The organism is Arthrobacter terrae (assembly GCF_015708085.1).
Lineage (GTDB): Bacteria > Actinomycetota > Actinomycetes > Actinomycetales > Micrococcaceae > Arthrobacter_M > Arthrobacter_M terrae.
Genome location: NZ_JADNYM010000022.1, coordinates 1 through 18,632, shown reverse-complemented (window position 1 = coordinate 18,632; position 18,632 = coordinate 1). Strand labels below are relative to the sequence as shown.

Genomic DNA, 18,632 nt, shown 5'->3' with positions numbered 1-18,632 from the left:
CGCTACATCCGGACGGGGGTCGGGATTGACCGCTCCGGCCGGAGACATGTATTCTCATTCTACAATATTTGTTTCTCATGATATGGAATAAGGCTCCTCCGCCGCATTCCCGACGGGAAACGCTTTCAACGACGAAAGGTCTGACGTGGCCGCTGGCGAAGAGAACTCCCACATCCTGAGCGAACTAACCCATCGGCTGCCCGACGGCGACCCGGAAGAGACCGCGGAATGGATCGAGTCCCTGGACTCCCTGATCCAGGAGCAGGGCACCGAGCGCGCCCAGTTCATCATGCGCAGCCTGCTCCAGCGGGCCGGTGCGCAGAGCGTGGGCGTACCGATGGTGACCACCACGGACTACGTCAATACCATCCCGGCGGACCAGGAGCCGGATTTCCCCGGCGATGAGGACATCGAACGCAGTTACCGCCGCTGGCTGCGCTGGAATGCCGCCGTGATGGTGCACCGGGCACAGCGTCCGGACATCGGCGTGGGCGGGCACATCTCCACCTATGCCGGCGCGTCCACCATCTACGAAGTCGGCTTCAACCACTTCTTCCGCGGGAAGGACCATCCCGGCGGCGGAGACCAGATCTTCTTCCAGGGCCACGCCTCCCCCGGCATGTACGCCCGCGCGTTCCTCGAGGGCCGGCTGGATACCGAGGATCTGGACGGCTTCCGGCAGGAAAAGTCCAAGGAAGGCCACGCGCTTTCCTCCTACCCGCACCCGCGGCTGATGCCCAAGTTCTGGGAGTTCCCGACGGTCTCGATGGGGATCGGCCCGATGAACGCGATTTACCAGGCGCAGTCCAACCGCTACCTGCACAACCGCGGTATCAAGGACACCTCGGACCAGCAGGTCTGGGCATTTTTGGGCGACGGCGAAATGGACGAGCCGGAAAGCCGCGGCCTGCTCCAGCTCGCGGCCAACGACAAGCTCGACAACCTGAACTTTGTGATTAACTGCAACCTGCAGCGCCTGGACGGACCGGTCCGCGGTAACGGCAAGATCATGCAGGAGCTCGAGGCGTTCTTCCGCGGCGCGGGCTGGAACGTGATCAAGGTGGTCTGGGGCCGCGAGTGGGATGACCTGCTGGCCAAGGACCGTGAGGGTGCGCTGGTGGAGGTCATGAACACCACTGTCGACGGCGACTACCAGACCTACAAGGGCGAGTCCGGCGGGTTTGTCCGCGAGCACTTCTTCGGCCAGACCCCGCAGACGAAGGAAATGGTTGCCGACCTTTCCGACGACGAAATCTGGAATCTCAAGCGCGGCGGCCACGATTACCGCAAGGTGTACGCGGCGTACAAGGCCGCCACGGAGTTCAAGGGCAAGCCCACCGTGGTCCTCGTCAAGACGGTGAAGGGCTACGGGCTGGGTACCCACTTTGAGGCCCGCAACGCCACGCACCAGATGAAGAAGCTGACGCTGGCGGACCTGAAGGACTTCCGCGACCTGCTGCGGATCCCCATCTCCGACGAGGTGCTGGAGAAGGATCCGTACCGTCCGCCGTATTACCACCCGGGGATGGATGCGCCGGAGATTAAGTACATGATGGAACGGCGCGCACAGCTGGGCGGTTCCGTGCCGGAACGCCGTGCGGCTCATAAGGCGCTGGCCGTGAGTGAATCGAAGAGCTTCGACATCGCCAAGCGCGGTTCGGGGAAGCAGCAGGCCGCCACTACCATGGCGTTCGTCCGGCTGTTCAAGGAACTGATGCGGGATAAGGAGTTCGGCGCCCGGATTGTGCCGATTATTCCGGACGAGGCACGGACCTTCGGGATCGATGCGTTCTTCCCGACGGCGAAGATCTACAATCCAAACGGCCAGAACTACCTGTCCGTGGACCGCGATCTGGTGCTGGCGTACAAGGAATCCACCTCCGGCCAAATCGTGCACGCCGGCATCAACGAGGCCGGGTCCGTCGCTGCTTTCACGGCGGCCGGGACGTCCTACTCTACGCATGGCGAACCGCTGATCCCGGTCTACGTCTTCTACTCGATGTTCGGCTTCCAGCGCACCGGCGACGCCTTCTGGGCGGCCGGCGACCAGATGACGCGCGGCTTCATCATTGGTGCCACCGCCGGCCGGACTACGCTCACCGGCGAAGGTCTGCAGCACGCGGACGGGCATTCCCCGCTGCTGGCCTCCACGAACCCGGCAGTGGTGACCTACGACCCGGCCTACGGCTACGAGATTGGCCACATAATGCGTGCCGGACTGGAGCGGATGTACGGTGGAAAGCATTCCGATCCGAATGTCATGTACTACATCACGGTGTATAACGAGCCGATCACCCAGCCTTCCGAGCCGGAGGGTCTGGACGTCGAGGCGCTCCTGAAGGGGATGTACCTGCTGGCTCCGGCCAAGGGTCAAGGGCCACGCGCCCAGCTGCTGGCCTCCGGTGTGTCCGTGCCGTGGGCATTGGAAGCCCAGCAGATTCTCGCGGACGACTGGAACGTTGCCGCCGATGTTTGGTCCGTGACCTCCTGGACCGAACTGCGCCGCGATGGTCTGGCCGCCGAGGAACAAGAGTTCCTGAATCCGAAGGCGGAGCCACGGCTTCCGTTCGTCACCACCTCACTGCAGGACAGTGCCGGGCCGGTCATCGCCGTAAGCGACTACATGAAGGCCGTCCCGGACCAGATCCGGCAGTTCGTGCCGGGCGATTATGCCGTTCTCGGCGCGGACGGGTTCGGTTTCTCCGACACCCGCCAGGCAGCCCGCAGGTTCTTCAAGATCGACTCGCACTCCGTCGTGGTCCGGACGCTGCAGCTGCTTGCCAAGCGCGGCGAGATCGACGCCTCGGTGCCCGCTCTGGCCGCGGAGAAATACCAGTTGCTCAATGTCAACGCCGGTACCACCGGAGGGGCAGGCGGCGACAGCTAGCAGCCAGCAGCCAGCGCGCTGTGCCGGTGTGATGATGAAGTATGCGCATTGAAACAATGACGACGGCGGTCCTGCTGGCCGCGGGTGCAGGGCGCCGGCTGGGCCGGGGCCCTAAGGCACTGCTCCCGTTCCGAGGGACCACGCTCGTTGAGTACCTCGCCGGGGTGCTTCGCGCCGGCGGCTGCGCGGACGTCGTTGTTCTCCTGGGCTCCGAGGCACAGAGAGTCGGCGCCGACACCCAGCTGACGTCCTACCGCATACTGGAAAACCCGGACTGGGACGAGGGGATGAGTACGTCATTTCGACTCGGCGTTGGCGCGGCGCCCGTGGGGAACAACGTGCTGGTGGCGCTGGTGGACCAGCCCGGACTCACCACCGGGATGGTGGCCCGGCTGCTGGACGCGCACCGGACCGGGCGGATCACAGCGGCGGGATACGGTAGGGCAGGCGTCCTGCGCCGCGGCCATCCGGTCCTGCTTGACTCGTGCTTGGCCCGGCAGGCAGCAGCCTTAGCAACCGGAGATTCCGGCGCACGTGCATTCCTGCGCGCGAATCCCGGCCTAGTGGACTTAATCGACTGCAGCGACCTGTCCGACGGAGCGGACGTGGATACTCCCGCCGCGCTGCACCTGCTGCGCTGAACCGGCTTCCGGCAACCCCGCGTCCCGCAGACCCAGATAGATCCTGTCGCGGGCCAGCGGCAGCTCAGAGAACCGGACTCCGGTAGCGTTCCGGATTGCATTGGCCAGAGCGGGCGCCACCGGGTTAAACGGGCTCTCACTCATGGATTTAGCGCCCAGCGGGCCCAACTCGTCCGTGGTTTTGGCGAAGTAGACCTCGCTGCGCGGTACATCGGCGAACGTGGGCAGATGATATTGCCGGAGAATTTTCGTCTCCACGGCGCCATCCGCGCCAACCACCACGTTCTCATACAGCACTGCCCCCAAGGCCTGGGCAATTCCGCCCTCCACCTGGCCGCGGCACTGCATCGGGTTCACCACCACACCGGCATCGGCTGCCTGCACACTTTGCATAATACGCAGCTCGCCGGTGCCCGAATGCACTGCGACCCGGAAGCCATGCACGTTAAAGGCAACAGAACGCGGGCTGCCACCCCATTGGCCCTGCGCCACCAGTGGCGTTCCTGCGGTTTCGGCCTGCCGGTGCAGCTCCACCAGCGGAATGCGGACACCAGCGCAAATGACCGTGCTGGCGTCCAGCCGGCAGTCGGAGACGTCAGCGCTGCTGCTGACGGCGGCGAACTTCAGCAGCATCCGTGCCAGTTCCTCCGCAGCCGCCAGCGAAGCCTTTCCGGCCACGACAGTCCCAGTGGAGCCAAATGCGCCGCTGTCATGTTCGACGACGTCGGTATCGGACTGCACGATCCGCACCCGATCCGCCGTGGTCCCCAGCGCGGTGGCAACCAACTGGGCGTGCACCGTCGTCGTACCGTTGCCGAATTCCGCAGTGCCTACGCTTGCCTGGTAACGCCCGTCGGGCAGCAGCGCTACGGTGGAATGGGCAAAATGACCCCGCGGTGGCACAGTATCGATCATGGACACCGCCGACCCCTCGCCGACCAGCCACTGCGGGCCTGGATCATCCACGCCGGCCGCACGTTCACGGTCGCGGCCGCGGGCCAGCGCCTCCGCCGCCAGCGAAATACACTGGTCCAGCCCGTAGCTATCGGGGTGCAGGATCACGTCTTCCTCCGGTTCCGGCTGCGTGGACAGCATCACATCACCCTTGGCAATAATATTGCGGCGCCGGAACTCCATCGGATCCATTCCGATGCCCACCGCCAGCTCATCCATGGTGGATTCAACGGCGAAGATCATCTGGCTCAGGCCGTAACCGCGGAAGGCGCCGGCCGGGACCGTGTTCGTGTACACGGCGTGGGCGTCGACCCTTTTGTTCCCGCACCGGTAAATGGCAATGGATTCCCCGCAGCCGTGAAACATGACGCCGGGGGCGTGATTGCCGTACGCCCCGGTGTTTGTCACCACGTCGAAGGCGAGAGCGGTCAGCGTGCCATCGCTGCGCGCCCCTGCGCGGACCTTAATCCGGAAGGGGTGCCGGGTGGTTGCCGCGGTGAATTGTTCCTCCCGCGTATATTCCAGCTGCACCGGCCGCTGCAGCTTCAGCGCGGCAAGCGCCACGATGTCCTCCGTCAGCATTTCCTGCTTGCCGCCAAATCCGCCGCCAACCCGTTCGCAGACCACCCGGACTTTTTCCGCCGGCAGGTCAAAGACCCGGCAAAGCGCCCGGCGCACCAGAAACGGAACCTGCGTTGACGTGCGCAGCACCAGGCGGCCGGCGTCGTCAAAATAAGCGATGGAGGCGTGCGTTTCCAGCGCTGCGTGCTGCACGCGCTGCGTCCGGTAGGTGTTTTCGTACACAAAGTCCGCAGCGGCAAGCCCCGCCTGCACATCGCCCAGGTGGCTGTGCAGCTCTGCCACCACGTTGTTCTGCGGTCGGGAAATCCTGGTCTGCAGCGGCTCCTTTTCCCCGTGAATCACCGGAGCACCCGCTTTCATGGCCGCTTCCGGATCAAACACCGCCGGGAGCACCTGGTAGTGAACGCGGAGCCGGCGCACGCCCTCCTCCGCCGCGCCCACGGTGTCCGCGACCACGGCGGCGACGCGCTGACCGATGAAGCGGACAACGTCGTCGAGCACCCGGGTGTCATCCGGATCGTCCAGATACCCCTCGTGCTGGGCGGTGGAGAACAGCTGCGCGGGAGCGTCCTCGTGGGTGAAAACCGCCTGTACTCCCGGGACCGCCAGGGCTTCTGCGGCGTCGACGGACAGGATGCGGGCGTGCGCATGCGGGGCGCGCAGTATCTTCAAATGCAGCAGCCCGGGGAATTCCGCCGCCGGAACGTCCAGCGTGAAGCGCGCCGTCCCGGTGACCACGGCCAGTCCAGCCGGGGCGCCCACATTGTCTCCTGCCTGCTGCCCGGTCGTGCTGACGTGGCTGACGCCGCAGACCGCATCCTCAATGGCACGGTACCCGGTGCAGCGGCACAGGTTGCCCTTAAGGTTCCGGGGCAGGTTCTCCTTCTGCTCCGAATTGAAGGTCGCCGCCGTCATCAGCATGCCGGCGGTGCAGAAGCCGCACTGGAACCCTTGCGCGGCCAGGAACTGCTCCTGCATCGGGTGCAGACCGTCCGGCCCCGCCAGTCCCTCCACCGTGGTCACCTGCCGACCCTCGGCCCGGACGGCCGGGTAGATGCAGCTGTGTACCGGTTTACCGTCCACGTGCACGGTACACGCTCCGCAGTCGCCGCCGTCGCAGCCCTTTTTGACGCCCAGGTTGCCCCGTTCCCGCAAAAAAGTCCGCAGACACTGTCCGGGGCGGGGCTGGATGTCCGTGAAGGTGCCGTTGATTTTCATTCCGTTTTTCTGCGAAGTCATGGCTCATGCCCCCGTCGTCGACGAAGAATCGGTCACTAGCTCGGCACGGATTTCCTCCGCTAAGCGATACGTCATGTCCCGGCGCCACGCGGGCAGGCCATGAATGTCATCGTGATAGAGCTCCTCCGGAATCGCGGCGTCAAGTGCCGCGCGCAAGTGAGCGGCGGTTGGCACTCCGCCGTCGTCGGCCGGAACGGTTGACGACGGTGCGAAGCGCAGCTTTACCGGTCGCTTCGTCGAGGCGGTGACGGTCAGCACGAAGGCGCCGTCCTCGTCCCGCCGGCCGATCAGCAGCACTCCAGATCGACCCAGGTTTGAGAGCGACAGCCGGCGGAAGGCCGTCCGCGAGCGCAGGGCTTCGGCCGGCACTGTAATGCTGCGTAAAAGTTCGCCCGGCGCCAGGGATGTCGTGCCGTCGCCGATCACCAGGTCTTCGACCGCCACGGCACGGGTGCCGCCGTCGACCGTCCAGACCGTGGCGATTCCGTCCAGCGCTGCAGTCAGCGATGTCATCGGCCCGGCCGGTAACGCGGTGCAGAGATTGCCGCCCACGGTGGACATGTTCCAGATTTTGAAGGAGGCCACAAAGGAGTCGCAGCACAGACGGATCAACGCCAGCGCGGGCCACTGCGCCAGCAAATTTGGCTGCGCCAGCAAATTTGGCTGTGGCGGCAAATCAGGCTGCGCCGGTGAGTCAGTCTGTGCCGGCGTTTCCGCCCGTTCCGGTAGGGCATACAGCTCAGCAACGGTGCAGGTGGCTGCCAACTCGATTCCGCCCTCGCTGACCGTGATCGGGGTCCAGCCGGCTGCGCCGATATCCAGCAGGCGGCGCAAGACGCTGCTCCCATAGGAAAACAGCACCGTCCCGCCGGCCAGCCAGGCGTCGCCCGGCCGCCAACAGCCCGGGTCCGTGGTCCGGATGGTGGATTCGATGGTGTTCATATCCATGCCAATCTCCTCAAATCCTCAACATCTGTGGTCCGCAGGCGTGCACGGAAACCGTGGTTAACGGGGCAATCGACAATGCCTGTGCTGTTCATGCTGCCTGTGCCGTTCACGCTGGCTGTGCCGTGGATCGGACCCGCGCCCTGGCGCAGCGGCCCGACGGTCTGCTTGTTGGCGCGCACGGCCAGAATCTCAGCGGTGATGGAAACGGCCACCTCGGCCGGGCTGACCGCGCCAAGATCGAGGCCCATCGGTGAATGCAGCCGGTCCAACCGGGCCGGCGGCACACCGGCGGCGAGCAAGGCCTCCGTCCGCTGAGCGTCACTGCGCCGGGATCCCAAGGCCCCCAGGTACGCGACCTCCAGCTCCAGCGCTGCGATCAGCAACGGGATGTCGAATTTCGGATCATGGCTGAGCACGCAAATCACGCTGCGCCCATCCACCCGTCCTGCTGCTGCTTCGGCCCGCAGATAACGGTCCGGCCAGCTTGTGACCACCTCGTCCGCGCTCTGAAAACGCTGCTGCCGGGCGAATGCCGGGCGTGCGTCGCAGAGGGTAACCCGGTAGCCGAGCAGTTGCGCGGCAGGCAACAACGCGGCGCTGAAATCATTGGCACCGAAAATCAGAAACCGGGGAGCCGGCAACCGGGTTTCAACGAACAATGTGACCGGTTCCCCGGATGGCGCCGGTTCCCCGGACATTCCCGTTCTGTCTTTGCAGTAGAGTCGATCAGCTCTGTCTGTGCAGTAGGCTCCATCAGCGCTCAACTGCAGCTGCCCGGTCCAGCCGGAGTGCAGCAGCTCCGTTAACTGCGCGGCGGCGCTCTGCACCAGGGATGTGTCCCCGAGCATCGCGGTCAGCCCCGCGGTCAGCGCCTGCGGCTGCACGTTTTGCGGTTCGCGGACGACGACGGCGCCGCCGCCGGTACCATCAACACCCCGTGCGCCGGAGTCAATGCGCCGGATCAGCGCGGCCGGGGACTGCAGCCCGAGCCCGGCCAGACCCGCCAGCGCACCGGCCATCAGCCGGTGAGTGCCGCCGTCGTTCCCCTCTTTCAGCTCGCCCTTTGCCCGGCGCCCCATCCCGTCCTCCGGGAACACCGGCTGCACCAGCACTTCCAAGAAACCGCCGCAGGTCAGCCCGGCCGCGAACGCATCGTCGTCGCTGAAGCCGAAGAACTGCCGGCCCGGCTCACCGCCGGCAATGGCTTCCAGTGCGGCTTCAACCACGGCACCTTCGATGCAACCGCCGGAAAGGCTGCCCGTCACCGCGCCGTCCGGGCTCACGAGCATGGATGTCCCCACCGTCCGCGGCACTGACCCCGTTGCACCCACAATGGTGGCGACGGCACACGGGCGGCCGTCGCGGGACTGCGCCAGCAGTGCCAGCAGGGAATCCACAAGATTCAACATGACTGTATTATTCCTCCTCCGCGGGTGCCGGCCCTTGGAACCGACACCCGCGTTTAGTGTGGCCGAGCGGGGCAGGATCGGCTAATGGAGGCCGAGGAGCTGCTGGATTGGACCGATACCAAAGTAGATAACAAAGGCCACAGAGACTCCCCACATCAGGACATGCACTTCCTTAGCCCTGCCCTGGACGACCCGGATGATCACGTAGGCGATGAATCCGGCCCCCAGACCGTTGGCGATCGAGTAGGTGAACGGCATCAGGATGAAGGTCAGGAAGGCAGGGATCGCGATACCGAAGTCCGACCAATCGATATTGCGGATTTGCGAAGCCATCATGAACCCCACGATCACCAGCGCCGGAGCCACCGCCTCGAACGGCACGATGGAAACCAGCGGTGTAAAGAAGGCGGCCAGCAGAAACAACGTTCCGGTGACCACACTGGCCAAGCCTGTGCGCGCCCCCTCGCCGATCCCAGCGGCCGACTCGACGAAGATCTCATTGGCGGAGACTGAACCGAAGCCACCGGCAACGGAGCCTGCCGCATCGACCAGCAGCACCCGGTTGGCATTCTTCATGTTTTTGTTCTTGTCCACCAGCCCCGCCTCGCTCGCCAGCCCGGTCATGGTGCCCATCGCATCAAAGAATACGCTGAGCAGGATGGTGAAGGTCAGCAGCAGCGCAGACATAATGCCCAGATGGGCGAAAGCGCCGAAAAGATTCACCTTCCCGATCAAGGACAGATCCGGGAAGGAGAAGATTTGGCTCGGGACGGCTGGGATCATGAGCGACCAGCCGGAGGGATCTTTCAGGCTGGAGGGGGTATTGGTAATCAGCTGCAGGCCCATAGCGAAGAGCGTGGTGGCCACAATGCCGATCAGGATGCCGCCCTTGACCTTACGCACCACCAAAATGATGGTCAGGATCAGCCCGACAATGAATACCAGGGTTGGCCACCCCAACAGTTTGCCGTCCTGGCCCAACTGCAGCGGCACGGTGGTGTGGGCCGCGTCCGGCATGCGGCGGACAAAACCGGCATTTACCAGGCCAATAATGGCGATAAAGAGACCGATGCCAACCACGATCGCGGTCTTCAGCCCGGTGGGGACGGCCTTCATCACAGCCTCCCGGAGTCCGGAAAGGACCAGTACGAACATGACGATACCGGCGATCAGTACCAGCCCCATCACCTCCGGCCACGTCAGGTTTTTAGTGGTCGCGATGGTGGATGAGACAAAGGCGCTCACCCCGAGTCCCGCGGCCAGCGCGAAGGGGTACTTCGCCCAGATTCCCATCACGATTGTGGTGACACCGGCGACGACGGCGGTGACGGCGGCAACCTGGGGGATACCCAGTGTGTGTCCGGAGCCGTCAGGGCTGCCGAGGATCAGCGGATTGAGGACGACGATGTAGGCATCGCGAAAAATGTGGCCAGGCCACCGCGGAGTTCGCGGAACACATTCGAGCCGCGTGCGCTGATTTCAAAGTAGCGGTCGAACCAGCGCGCGAGTCCGCGTTTGGTCCCTTGCTTTCGTGTGGCGGTGGTGCCGGTGGATTCGGTAGTTTCGGTGGCGACGGTGGCTTTTTCGCCCTTGGCGGTGGTCTTAGTCTGAAGTGTCATGGGGATCACCGGCGCCTAGTAGTCGATCCGGGTGCCGCTGGCCAGCCACGCTTCGAACGGCGCCAGCGGGCTCGTTTGGGCGGGAGCGAGCCGCCGGACCGGCATTGACCTCAGTTCCACCGGGGTTTCGAAGTAGTCATAGAAGACGGCATCGTCGAATCCGGCGCGGGCGGCGTCGTGCCGGTCTGCGGCGAAGATGATTTGATCGACGCGGGCCCACAGCGCCGAGGCCAGGCACATGGGGCATGGCTCGCAGCTGGTGTACAGAGTTGCCCCGGTCAGGTCGAAGGTACCGGTTCCGGCGCAGGCTGCCCGGATGGCCGTCACTTCGGCATGGGCGGTGGGGTCGTTGGTTGCCGTGACCCGGTTTAGCCCTTCAAAGGCCTGTCCCGAGGCGGTGACAACGACGGCGCCGAAAGGGCCGCCGTGATTGTGGACGTTCCGGGTGGCCAGATCAATGGCCTGGACCAGATAGGTCTCGAGGTCAGCTGTGGCATTTAGTGCAGATTCCATGGTGGCGACTTCCTTGCGTCAGAAGCAGCCCGGCCGCGCGGAGGATACGCGGAGTAACGGCGGGTCTTTTTGGCGGCCCGGCAGCTTCAATGAGTTTGAAGGTTCAGTTACGCCCGGTAGATAACAACCCCGTCAGATAAAGTTCACATCCGGGATGCCCGCCTTTGGCTGAAGATGACACTAACAGGAACTTGTGATGTGCACCATAGTTTCAGTGAAACTTTTTTCTCAACAGATGAAATTATTTTGCGCGGCTTGGGATCGCGTCCCGACCCTGCAACCACCATTCACACCCGGTGTGCCGCCCAGCCCACCCCGGTGCCACGGATGATCAGGTCGCTTCGGCGCACCAGGGGCTCGGACCCTTCGCCGGCGGGCACGGCATCAAAGGGTGGCCAGGTCATCCGCGGTCATCCTGTCATCGAGTTCGAAACCAGGGCTGGGACATGAACCGCGAAACACCGGCGGAGCAATCTCGCTAAGACGCGCGGCTGGCCTGCTCCAGATCATCTGCGATGACTCGGGCGGCAGCGTGCAGCAAGGGAATGGCCCGGTCCGCGAACCCCTCGTCCACGCGGGAAACCGGTCCGGAAACGGAAACAGCAGTTGGTGTAGGCGCGCCGGGAATCGCCACGGCAAAACAGCGAACACCGATTTCCTGCTCGTTGTCATCGATGGAATACCCGCGCTCACGGATCCGCTTTAGATCCGCGAGCAGGTCCTCCACGTTCCCGATGCTGCGGTCCGTCGGAGTAGGCATTCCGGCCCGGCTGACAATACCGCGCACCACATCGTCACTAAGCTGGGCCAGAATAGCCTTGCCCACACCTGAATCATGGGTATGTACGCGGCGTCCCACCTCGGTGAACATCCGCATCGAGTGCGCCGACGGAACCTGTGCAATATAGACCACCATGTCGCCGTCCAGCATCGCCATATTTGAGGTCTCGCCGAGCTTTTGGACCAGTGACGCCAGCTGCGGGCGCACCAGTGCACCCAGCTGCTTAGTAGCGCCGTCGCCCAGCCGGATCAGCCGCGGCCCCAAGGCATACCGTCGGTTGGGCAGCTGCCGGGCGTAGCCGAGCTTCACCAGCGTGCGCAGCAGCCGATGAATGGTGGGCAGCGGCAGATCGGTGGAACCGGCCAATTCCGAGAGCGTCACTTCGCCGCCGGCATCGGTGACGAGCTCCAGCAATTCGAAGACACGCTCCACGGACTGCACACCGCCGGCAGCTTTGACAGCCATTTCGATCGTCTCCTGTAAGTCTGGGTCAGTAAGATTTCCGACAACTATTATCCGCATCGCGGAAGCTCTGCCCTGTTCTCCCAAGATACCGCACCGATGACGGTACCGTGATACGTGTAAGAGAGGGATTGTATTTCCACGAGATAGATAATAATATCCATAATACGAAAACATTCGCAGCATAGCTACTGCCGGTCCGACCGGCACCAGGAGGAAATTCAATGGCGACTCCCAGTCCCGGAAATTCGATCACCCTGCGCGTCGAGGCGCCGTCCAGCTTCACGGCGACCAGCGAGCTGGCCGCAGCCGTCGCCGCGGCCGGTGCAGCCGTCACCGCGCTGGACGTCACGGAGTCCCACCACGAACGCCTGGTTGTTGACGTCACCTGCAACACCACCGACGATGCGCACGCTGTGCGCGTGAGGGAAGCGTTGGATGCGCTCGACGGCGTCACCGTCCGTCAGGTGTCCGACCGCACCTTTTTGATGCACCTGGGCGGCAAGCTCGAGGTCGTCCCCAAGGTAGCCCTGCGCAACCGTGACGACCTGTCCCGTGCTTACACACCCGGCGTCGCCCGCGTCTGCATGGCAATTGCCGAAGATCCCGGCGCCGCCCGGAATCTGACCATCAAGCGCAATACGATTGCCGTCGTCACCGATGGCTCCGCCGTCCTCGGCCTGGGCAATATCGGTCCCGCCGCTGCGCTGCCGGTGATGGAGGGCAAGGCTGCGCTGTTCAAGCAGTTCGCCAACGTTGATGCTTGGCCGGTCTGCCTGGACACGCAGGACACCGAAGAGATCATCATGATCGTCAAGGCACTGGCCCCGGTCTACGGCGGCGTGAACCTGGAGGACATCGCGGCCCCGCGCTGCTTCGAAATTGAAAAGCGCCTCCGCGATGAGCTCGACATTCCGGTCTTCCACGATGACCAGCACGGTACCGCCATTGTCACGCTCGCGGCGCTGACCAACGCGCTGCGCGTGGTGGATAAGAAGATCGGTGACGTGAAGATTGTGGTGGCCGGCGTGGGTGCGGCGGGGAATGCCATTATCCAGCTGCTGATCGCCCAGGGCGCCGTCAATGTTATCGCCTGCGGACGCAAGGGAGCCATCAACCGCAGCGAAACCTACACGGACACGCACCGCACTTGGTTGGCGGAGAACACGAATCCGGACAACTTCACCGGCACCCTGCACGAGGCAGTGGCCGGCGCGGACGTCTTCATCGGCGTCAGCGGCCCGAACGTTCTGGGCGAGGAGCAGGTCGCCTCGATGGCAAAGGACTCCATCATCTTCGCCATGGCCAACCCGACGCCCGAGGTGGATCCCGCCATCGCCTCCAAGTACGCCGCCGTCGTCGCCACCGGCCGCAGCGACTTCCCCAACCAGATCAACAACGTGCTGGCCTTCCCGGGGTTCTTCCGTGGCCTGCTTGATGCCGGTGTTTCCGACATCACCGATGAAATGCTGGTGGCCGCAGCAGGTGCAATTGCAGCCCGCGTGGCCGATGATGAACTGAACGCCAGCTTCATTGTGCCGAGCGTTTTCGACCAGCAGGTGGCCGGTGACGTAGCAACCGCCGTAGCTGCCGCTGCCGGGCACCACTCCTAGAAGGGACCCTTTTTCATGTCTTCCACACCAACCCCCACGCTCACTCTTTCGGACGCGAATCCGATTGACCGCGCCACGGAAATCCTCACCCCGGAGGCGCTGGCCTTCATTGAAGAGCTAAACCGCCGCTTCGCACCCGCACGCCGGGCCCGCATGAACGACCGCGCCGCCAAGCGCGAGCAGGTGGCACGGACGGGCAAACTCGATTTCCTGCCCGAAACCGCAGACGTCCGCGCCGGGGACTGGAAAGTTGCCGCGGCGCCTGCCGCATTGCAGGACCGTCGCGTGGAGATGACCGGCCCCGCGTCCCCCGCCAAAATGGCCATCAATGCGCTCAATTCCGGCGCCAAGGTCTGGCTCGCGGATCTGGAAGATGCCAGCACACCCACCTGGCCCAACGTCGTTGACGCGGTGCTGAACCTGCGCGACGCCGCCGCCGGAACGCTGAGCTACACCTCGCCGGAGGGCAAGGAGTACCGGTTGCGCACCGATGCGCCGCTGGCCACCGTGATCGCCCGCCCCCGTGGCTGGCACATGGACGAGCGCCATGTCATGGTCGACGGCGAACCGGCCGTGGCCGCGCTGGTGGACTTTGGTCTGCTCTTCTTCCACACCGCCAAGCTGCTGCTGGCCAACGGTGCCGGACCGTACTACTACTTGCCGAAGATGGAAAGCCATCTGGAAGCCCGGCTGTGGAACGAGGTCTTTGTCTTCGCGCAGGACTATCTGGGCGTCCCGCAGGGCAGTGTCCGTGCAACGGTGCTGATCGAGACCATCCCGGCCGCCTTCGAGATGGATGAAATCCTCTTCGAACTGCGCGACCACGCCTCAGGCCTCAACGCCGGCCGCTGGGATTATCTGTTCAGCATGATCAAGTACTTCCGTGATGCCGGTGAGGCATTCATTCTCCCGGACCGCGCCTCGGTGGCCATGACGGCGCCGTTCATGCGCGCTTACACGGAGCTGCTGGTCAAGACCTGCCACGCCCATGGTGCGTTCGCGATGGGCGGGATGGCCGCCGTCATTCCAAACCGTCGCGAGCCCGAGGTTACCGAGCAGGCCTTCGCAAAGGTCCGCGCGGACAAGACCCGCGAGGCCAATGACGGCTTCGACGGCTCCTGGGTGGCGCACCCGGACCTGGTTCCGATCTGCCAGGAAGTGTTCGACGCCGTGCTGGGCGACCGTCCGAACCAGCTGGACAAGCAGCGTCCCGAGGTCTCCGTCACCGCGGAGCAGCTCCTGGACGTTGCCTCCGCTCCGGGCGAGGTTACCGAGGCAGGGATGCGGGCCAACCTGTACGTGGCCGTGGCCTACACCGCCGTCTGGATCTCCGGCAACGGCGCAGTGGCCATCCACAACCTGATGGAAGATGCCGCGACGGCGGAGATTTCCCGCTCGCAGGTCTGGCAGCAGATCCGCAACAAGGTCACGCTCACGGACACCGGCAACACCGCAACCCGCGAGCTGGTCACCCGGATCCTGGGCGAGGAAACCGAAAAGCTGCGCGGCGAGGTGGGCGAGGAAGCCTTCGCCAAGTATTACAAGCCTGCCAGCGATCTCATCGCGGACATCTGCCTCTCCGAGGAGTACACGGATTTCCTGACCACTCCCGCCTATGAACTGGTGGGCTAAGGATGGCAGAAACCCAAGCACTGACAGCGGCGGACCTGGCGCACATCGATGCTTCCTGCGCCGCCACGGACCAACTGCTGGACCGCAACTACCCGGGCGACGACGGCACCCGCCAGCCCGTGCACACCGTGTACGTGCCTGCGGATAAGTTCACCACCACCTTTGCCGCCGACTGGGGTGCACAGGGCCTTGAGGCGATCAACAACGCCGGCGGCCTCGAGCGTCTCGGCGCGCTGCTTGGGCAAGACGGGGAGCTGGCTGCGGCCGTGGCTCCCCGGGTAGCCGCGAAGCTGGCAAACGAGCCGATTGAGGACCTGCGTCTGGACTTTGAAGACGGGTTTGGCGACCGCGGCGACGACGTCGAGGATGCAGCCGCCGTGACGGCCGCCAAGACCGTCAGTGCCGCAGTGGCTGCCGGGACGGCCCCGCCGTTCGTGGGCATCCGCTTCAAGTGCTTTGAGGCCCCGACCCGGGCCCGCGGCGTGCGCACTCTGGACCTGTTCGTCTCCACCCTGGCGCAGTCGGGGGAACTACCCGACGGCTTGGTGCTGACCCTGCCCAAGGTCACCACCGTGGACCAGGTCAAGGCCATGGACTTCGCGGTGGGCCGTTTGGAGGAAATCCACGGACTGCCTGCCGGACGCCTGCGTTTTGAGGTGCAGGTGGAAACCCCGCAGCTCATTCTGGGCCCGGACGGCACCTCCCCCGTGGCGCAGCTGCCCCATGTGGTCCCCGGACGCATCAGCGCCCTGCACTACGGCACCTACGACTACAGCGCCTCACTGGAGATCTCCGCTCAGTACCAGTCAATGGAGCACCCGGTGGCGGACTTCGCCAAGGAAATTATGCAGCTGGCCGTCGCCGGAACGGGCATTCGCCTCTCCGACGGCTCCACGAACATCATGCCGATCGGCGACGGCGCGGACGCCGCCTGGGAACTGCACGGCCGGTTGGTCCGCCGTTCCCTGGAACGCGGCTACTACCAGGGTTGGGACCTGAACCCCGCCCAGCTGCCGAGCCGTTTCAGCGCCACGTACGCCTTCTACCGCGAAGGCCTCCCGGCAGCTGCCGTACGCCTGCGCAACTACGTCCAGCAGACCCCGGGCGCCGTCATGGACGAACCGGCCACGGCACGCGCCCTGGCCAACTTCATCCTGCGCGGCCTGGTCTGTGGCGCCGCCGGCGCCGAGGAAGTGCTGGCCCTGACGAGCCTTGACCAAACCCAACTGACGGCGCTGGCCCACCCGCGGCTCGCCGTCGTCTCTCACTAAAGGATTCACTGATGGGCAAGTACTACTACCCCGAGGGCGGCCTGCCGCCCCAAACACACCTCACCACCGAACGCGCCATCGTCAAGGAGGCCTATACGGTCATCCCCAAGGGCGTGCTGACGGACATTGTCACGAGCAACCTCCCGGGATTCAGCAACACCCGGTCCTGGATCATTGCCCGCCCGATCTCCGGCTTCGCCACCACGTTCTCCCAGCTGATTGTGGAGATCGGTGCCGGCGGCGGCGCTGAAAAGCCCGAGGCAGAGGCCGGCGTCGAAGGCGTCATCTTCGTCACCAAGGGCAAGGTCAATCTGACCCTCGAGGGCCAGCTGCACCAGCTGGAGGAAGGCGGCTACGCCTACCTGGCCGCCGGTGACGCATGGAGCCTGAAGAACGTCTCCGACGAAATCGTCTCCTTCCACTGGATCCGCAAGGCCTACGAACGGCTCGAGGGCTACGAGGCCAAGTCCTTCGTCACGAGCGACGCCGGGGTGGCGCCCAGCGAGATGCCCGACGTTGAGGGCGTCTGGAAGACCACCCGCTTCGCCGATCCGAACGACCTGGCCCACGACATGCACGTGAATATCGTGACGTTCCAGCCCGGCGGTGTGATCCCCTTCCCAGAGACCCACGTGATGGAACACGGCCTGTACGTGCTCGAGGGCAAGGCCATGTACCTGCTCAATAACGACTGGGTCGAGGTGGAGGCCGGCGACTTTATGTGGCTGCGCGCCTTCTGCCCGCAGGCCTGCTACGCGGGCGGCCCCGGCCAGTTCCGCTACCTGCTATACAAAGACGTCAACCGCCAGATCCGCCTGACGTAACATCCGGTCGCCGGGCCATCCTGCCCGGTCTCCTGCCGTTCCTTTTGCCGTTCATCTGGAGGGATGCCGTGGAAATTTCCACGGCATCCCTCCGTTTTCGCGGCGTTTGTCCATTTGTGGGGCGTGTGGGAGAACATATCGCCGCTGAAAGAGCCCGGCCTACTCGGTGCCCGACCAAGCGGGGCCCACGGGCGCGGAAAAAGCCGTCGCACCGGGAGAAGATTCGGGCGAGCGCGCAGAGATCCGCGCGCGCTGCGGGCATTCTTGGCCCTGCTACTATCTTCGCGTACCGGCTCGGTACCCGGACCAAAACGCGAGCACCAACGAGCCGATCAGCGCGAGCGCAATCCCTGTCTTTGTCCAGGGACCCAGATACAGCAACCCCGCGCTTGAAAAGGTTGTATTCGACAATGGAGCGTAGGCAAACCAGCCAAAACTGCGGGACTCCCCCGCAGATGCCGCCATCACCACTCCGGCCGCGACGGCGGCAAGACCCAGTGCCGGTACAACAATGGCCACCATTTTTCGCGGTTGTCTGGGTCGGTTCCGTTCCCCGGCAGAGTGCATGCGGGCCAGCCTAGCAGCGGACTCCCCCTAAGCGGAGGTCAGCCACGTCCGTTCGCAGCCGTGTGGAGACGTGGAGACGTGGAGAACGGCCCGTGCGCGGAAGGCCCCGTACCTCAGGGCTTTGTTTCAGGGTGCATTGCCGCAGCCTTCTCCTTGTGGGTTTTGGAGGCAATCGTCGGCGTATGTTTTTGTTACTGTCCGCCAGACACTGACAGGCAGTAGTGCGGAGTTGAACGTGCCGTGTCCGGGGATGGCCAGCGGTGCACCGCCGTTGACCGAGTAGGTTCCGCGGAAGTGCGTTGCCACGGTGACGGTGAAGTTGCCCGTATGGGTATAGATGTGGCTGGTCAGGGTTTTTTCGCCCCAGCGGTCCTGCGGAAGTTGTGCGCCCGAATTGGGGGTCGGACCGAGTGCGATACCGTCGCCGTAGTCCCAGACGTAGGCAATGGGCGTAGCCGTGATGTGGACTTTTTGGCCCAGGAGGTCCAGATCGAAGGCCTGCTCTGTGGCCTGGGCATAGAGATTGGTTTCCGCCCCGCGGAGGGTATTGGGCCCAGGCTGGCTGCCGACCGTGGCCGGGGCGACGGGGGAGTTCTGAAATTCGTGTTCGATGCCGGCGGCTATCTCGGCGAGGATGTCCCGTGGCTTTTCCGAATAGATGCAGGTGGGCCCGCTCAGGAAGCTCCAGAC

The 18,632-nt window shown here is 64.5% G+C and carries 15 protein-coding genes; 6 read left to right on the top strand and 9 right to left on the bottom strand.

Translation table 11 applies throughout. The annotated features are described in order from the left end of the window. Positions 1 to 145 precede the first annotated feature (145 nt). Positions 146 to 2,887 (top strand): pyruvate dehydrogenase (acetyl-transferring), homodimeric type, encoded by a 2,742-nt coding sequence (gene aceE, locus IV500_RS15850; RefSeq protein ID WP_196397788.1) that lies wholly within the window; start codon positions 146 to 148, stop codon positions 2,885 to 2,887. Between the two features lie 41 nt (positions 2,888 to 2,928). Continuing rightward, positions 2,929 to 3,528 carry a nicotine blue oxidoreductase gene (gene nboR, locus IV500_RS15845; protein WP_196397787.1) on the top strand — a complete coding sequence of 200 codons (600 nt, stop codon included), beginning with the start codon at positions 2,929 to 2,931 and terminating at the stop codon, positions 3,526 to 3,528. Here nboR and IV500_RS15840 read toward each other — a convergent pair. The 7 genes from IV500_RS15840 to IV500_RS15815 form a co-directional block, all read right to left on the bottom strand. After that, positions 3,457 to 6,303, bottom strand: coding sequence for a molybdopterin-dependent oxidoreductase (locus tag IV500_RS15840; protein ID WP_196397786.1), 2,847 nt, complete (start codon positions 6,301 to 6,303; stop codon positions 3,457 to 3,459). The genes nboR and IV500_RS15840 overlap by 72 nt on opposite strands. Positions 6,304 to 6,306: 3 nt before the next feature. Further along, positions 6,307 to 7,251, bottom strand: a complete 945-nt coding sequence (locus IV500_RS15835; RefSeq protein WP_196397785.1) for an FAD binding domain-containing protein — start codon at positions 7,249 to 7,251, stop codon at positions 6,307 to 6,309. Further along, entirely contained in the window at positions 7,242 to 8,660 is a 1,419-nt protein-coding gene (locus IV500_RS15830; RefSeq protein ID WP_196397784.1) for an XdhC family protein, read from the bottom strand. The genes IV500_RS15835 and IV500_RS15830 overlap by 10 nt, the downstream gene beginning before the upstream one ends. Before the next feature lie 81 nt (positions 8,661 to 8,741). Then, complete coding sequence (locus IV500_RS15825) at positions 8,742 to 10,013, bottom strand: NCS2 family permease (protein ID WP_376770220.1); 1,272 nt, start codon at positions 10,011 to 10,013, stop codon at positions 8,742 to 8,744. A 32-nt stretch (positions 10,014 to 10,045) separates the two neighbouring features. Next, a complete protein-coding gene (locus tag IV500_RS22295) occupies positions 10,046 to 10,279 on the bottom strand; it encodes a hypothetical protein (protein WP_376770217.1) in 234 nt (77 codons plus the stop codon). Positions 10,280 to 10,294: 15 nt separating this feature from the next. Next, positions 10,295 to 10,792: a nucleoside deaminase gene (locus tag IV500_RS15820; RefSeq protein ID WP_196397783.1), complete on the bottom strand. Its 498-nt coding sequence runs from the start codon at positions 10,790 to 10,792 to the stop codon at positions 10,295 to 10,297. Positions 10,793 to 11,270: 478 nt separating this feature from the next. Then, positions 11,271 to 12,038: an IclR family transcriptional regulator gene (locus tag IV500_RS15815; protein WP_196397782.1), complete on the bottom strand. Its 768-nt coding sequence runs from the start codon at positions 12,036 to 12,038 to the stop codon at positions 11,271 to 11,273. 221 nt (positions 12,039 to 12,259) lie between these two features. Here IV500_RS15815 and IV500_RS15810 point away from each other — a divergent pair, with 221 nt between their 5' ends. Genes IV500_RS15810 through IV500_RS15795 form a run of 4 tightly spaced genes read left to right on the top strand, consistent with a single transcriptional unit; the run spans position 12,260 to position 17,375 of the window. Next, positions 12,260 to 13,648: an NAD-dependent malic enzyme gene (locus IV500_RS15810; RefSeq protein WP_196397781.1), complete on the top strand. Its 1,389-nt coding sequence runs from the start codon at positions 12,260 to 12,262 to the stop codon at positions 13,646 to 13,648. Between the two features lie 15 nt (positions 13,649 to 13,663). Beyond that, positions 13,664 to 15,280 (top strand): malate synthase A, encoded by a 1,617-nt coding sequence (gene aceB / locus IV500_RS15805; RefSeq protein WP_196397780.1) that lies wholly within the window; start codon positions 13,664 to 13,666, stop codon positions 15,278 to 15,280. Between the two features lie 2 nt (positions 15,281 to 15,282). After that, positions 15,283 to 16,551, top strand: a complete 1,269-nt coding sequence (locus IV500_RS15800; RefSeq protein ID WP_196397779.1) for a DUF6986 family protein — start codon at positions 15,283 to 15,285, stop codon at positions 16,549 to 16,551. Between the two features lie 11 nt (positions 16,552 to 16,562). Then, a complete protein-coding gene (locus tag IV500_RS15795) occupies positions 16,563 to 17,375 on the top strand; it encodes a bifunctional allantoicase/(S)-ureidoglycine aminohydrolase (RefSeq protein WP_196397778.1) in 813 nt (270 codons plus the stop codon). 276 nt (positions 17,376 to 17,651) lie between these two features. Here the strand turns inward: IV500_RS15795 and IV500_RS15790 are convergent, their stop codons facing one another. Both IV500_RS15790 and IV500_RS15785 read right to left on the bottom strand, forming a co-directional pair. Then, entirely contained in the window at positions 17,652 to 17,897 is a 246-nt protein-coding gene (locus IV500_RS15790) for a hypothetical protein (protein ID WP_230855060.1), read from the bottom strand. A gap of 171 nt (positions 17,898 to 18,068) precedes the next feature. Further along, positions 18,069 to 18,632 (bottom strand): PKD domain-containing protein (locus IV500_RS15785; protein ID WP_230855059.1); only part of this gene is annotated, 564 nt, incomplete at its 5' end.

Coding starts and splice junctions, on each gene's coding strand:
- nboR (WP_196397787.1), top strand. CDS start 2,929: ATGCGCATTGAAACAATGACGACGGCGGTCCTGCTGGCCGCGGGTGCA.
- IV500_RS15840 (WP_196397786.1), bottom strand. CDS start 6,303: ATGACTTCGCAGAAAAACGGAATGAAAATCAACGGCACCTTCACGGAC.
- IV500_RS15835 (WP_196397785.1), bottom strand. CDS start 7,251: ATGGATATGAACACCATCGAATCCACCATCCGGACCACGGACCCGGGC.
- IV500_RS15830 (WP_196397784.1), bottom strand. CDS start 8,660: ATGTTGAATCTTGTGGATTCCCTGCTGGCACTGCTGGCGCAGTCCCGC.
- IV500_RS22295 (WP_376770217.1), bottom strand. CDS start 10,279: ATGACACTTCAGACTAAGACCACCGCCAAGGGCGAAAAAGCCACCGTC.
- IV500_RS15820 (WP_196397783.1), bottom strand. CDS start 10,792: ATGGAATCTGCACTAAATGCCACAGCTGACCTCGAGACCTATCTGGTC.
- IV500_RS15815 (WP_196397782.1), bottom strand. CDS start 12,038: ATGGCTGTCAAAGCTGCCGGCGGTGTGCAGTCCGTGGAGCGTGTCTTC.
- IV500_RS15810 (WP_196397781.1), top strand. CDS start 12,260: ATGGCGACTCCCAGTCCCGGAAATTCGATCACCCTGCGCGTCGAGGCG.
- aceB (WP_196397780.1), top strand. CDS start 13,664: ATGTCTTCCACACCAACCCCCACGCTCACTCTTTCGGACGCGAATCCG.
- IV500_RS15800 (WP_196397779.1), top strand. CDS start 15,283: ATGGCAGAAACCCAAGCACTGACAGCGGCGGACCTGGCGCACATCGAT.
- IV500_RS15795 (WP_196397778.1), top strand. CDS start 16,563: ATGGGCAAGTACTACTACCCCGAGGGCGGCCTGCCGCCCCAAACACAC.
- IV500_RS15790 (WP_230855060.1), bottom strand. CDS start 17,897: ATGGTGGCCATTGTTGTACCGGCACTGGGTCTTGCCGCCGTCGCGGCC.